The 2,532-nt window shown below is 65.8% G+C and carries 2 protein-coding genes; both read left to right on the top strand.

The window, feature by feature from the left end; all coding sequences use genetic code 11:
• Positions 1 to 1,902, top strand: a 1,902-nt coding sequence (locus AC2VOG_RS13355; protein ID WP_486940376.1) for an LCP family protein, incomplete at its 5' end; no start/stop codon positions are given.
• Between the two features lie 104 nt (positions 1,903 to 2,006).
• Positions 2,007 to 2,532, top strand: a 526-nt coding sequence (gene phoU, locus AC2VOG_RS13360) for a phosphate signaling complex protein PhoU (protein WP_486940377.1), incomplete at its 3' end; no start/stop codon positions are given.

Below are 2,532 nucleotides of genomic sequence, written 5' to 3' on the forward strand. Positions count from 1 at the left end.
GTCAGCGTCGCCGATCTGATCGCGAAGATCGGCGGAACGCTCACCGACCAGCCGCGCCGTCATCATGGCGCTCCAGACGAGAGCGAGGCGCTCGACACCGCACTCCCGTTGCACGCCGACGACCCGGTCCGCGAGTACGACGCCTACGAGCTGCCGAGCCCGGCAGAGTACGCCGGCGAACTTCCCGACCTCGACGCGGTGCACCGCCCGGCGCTGTTCGGAGACGCCGAGCGCTCCCGCGAGCTCCCGACGCCACCGCCGCGCCTGGTCGACATCGCCCAGGACGAACCCGACGAGGACGAAGACGTCGAGGACGAAGAAGTCGCGACCACGCCGACGGGGCGCCAGCGCCGCGGCCTTATGCTGGCCGGCCGCCTGACGATCGCCACGATCGCGGCCGCGGCGCTGGCGATGACCGGTGGGGCATACCAGTGGAGCACCTCCAAAAACCACCGCCTCAACACCGTCAACGCGCTGGACCTCGGGTCGCACGACATCATCGACCGCAACGCGCAGTACGGCGACGAAGACTTCCTGATCGTCGGCATGGACTCGCGGGCCGGCGCGAACGCCGCCATGAACGTCGGCACCACCGAGGATGCCGGCGGCGCACGCTCGGACACCATCATGCTGGTCAACATCCCAGCCAACCGCAAACGCGTTGTCGCTGTGTCGTTTCCCCGAGACCTTGCGATTACACCCATCCAGTGCGAAGCCTGGAACCCAGACACCGGCGAGTACGGACCGCTCTACAACTCCGACACCAAGAAGTGGGGGCCGAAGAACGTCTTCACCGAGACGAAGCTGAACTCGACGTTCGCGTTCGGCGGACCCAAGTGTCTGGTGAAGGAAATTCAGAAGCTGTCCGGGCTGAGCATCAACCGCTTCATCGCGGTCGACTTCGCCGGCTTCGCGAAGATGGTCGACGCGCTCGGCGGCGTCGAGGTGTGCAGCACCACCCCGCTCAAGGACTACGAGCTGGGCACCGTGCTGGCACATTCCGGCCGTCAGCTGATCGATTCGAAGACCGCGCTGAACTACGTGCGGGCTCGCAACGTCACGACCGAGAACAACGGCGATTACGGCCGCATCAAGCGCCAGCAGCTGTTCCTGTCCTCGCTGCTGCGTTCGCTGATCTCGAAGGAGACGTTCCTCTCGCTGAGCAAGCTGAACAGCGTTGTCAACATGTTCATCAGCAACAGCTACGTCGACAACATCAAGACCAAAGACCTTGTGCAGCTGGGCCAGTCGGTGCAGGGCATGAACGCCGGTCACGTCTCGTTCGTCACCGTGCCGACCGGCATCACCGACGAAAACGGCGACGAGCCGCCACGCACGTCCGACATGCGGGCCCTGTTCGACTCGATCATCAACGACGACCCGCTGCCGGGCGAAAACAACATGAACGCGACCCCGAACCCGCCGACCACGACGCCGAGCAACCAGGCCGGTCAAGCCACGCAGTCGGCCGGGCCGCACCCCGAGCACGTCCAAGCGGTGACCGTTGCGCCCCAGGATGTCACCGTGCAGGTCTCCAACTCGACCGCCAAATCCGGGCTGGCCGGCACGGCCAGCAGCCAGCTGAAGCGCCGCGGATTCCGGGTGAAGTCGCCCGACGACTACCCCAACCCGCTCAAGACCACCAAAGTGCTGTTCTCTCCGGGTCACGAGGGGGCCGCCGCCACCGTCGCCGCGTCCTTCCCGAACTCCAAAATCGAACGCATCACCGGAACGGGGAACGTGGTGCAGGTGGTCCTCGGATCGGATTTCAGCGCCGTGGGGCCTCCTCCAGCAGCCGGCTCGTCGGTCAGCCTCCAGGTTGAACGCAACGTGAGCAGCCCGCCGAGCAAACTGCCGGACGACTTGACGGTGACCAACGCCGCCGACACGCACTGCGAGTAGCTTTCTCGCCGGATTGGCAGGCCAACCCGCATTCACCGCGAGTTCATGCCGCACTTCGTGGCGGTTCACGCCGCACCGGAGATCGGGAACGTACGCTTGAATTCATGCGCACCGCCTACCACGAACAGCTCGCCGAGCTCTCCGAACAGCTCGGCGAGATGTGCGGGCTGGCCGGCGCGGCGATGGAGCGGGCAACGCAGGCGCTGCTGCAGGCCGACCTGGTTCTTGCTGAGCGCGTCATCTCCGACCACGAGAACATCGCCGAGCTGAGCACCCAAGCCGAGGAGAGCGCCTTTGTGCTGCTCGCCTTGCAGGCACCCGTCGCCGGCGATCTCCGCTCGATCGTGAGCGCAATCCAGATGGTCGCCGACATCGACCGGATGGGCGCGCTGGCCCTGCACGTCGCCAAGATCGCCCGCAGGCGCCATCCACAGCACACGTTGCCCGAAGAAGTCAACGGCTATTTCGCCGAAATGGGCCGGCTAGCAGTGGAACTGGGTAACAGTGCGCAGGAGGTGCTCCGGTCGCGCGACCCGGAGAAGGCCGCCCGCATCCGCGAAGAAGACGACGCGATGGACGACCTGCACCGCCACTTGTTCACGGTGTTGATGGACCGGGAGTGGAAACACG

The sequence above is a fragment of the Mycobacterium sp. TH-M11 genome (assembly GCF_057473725.1).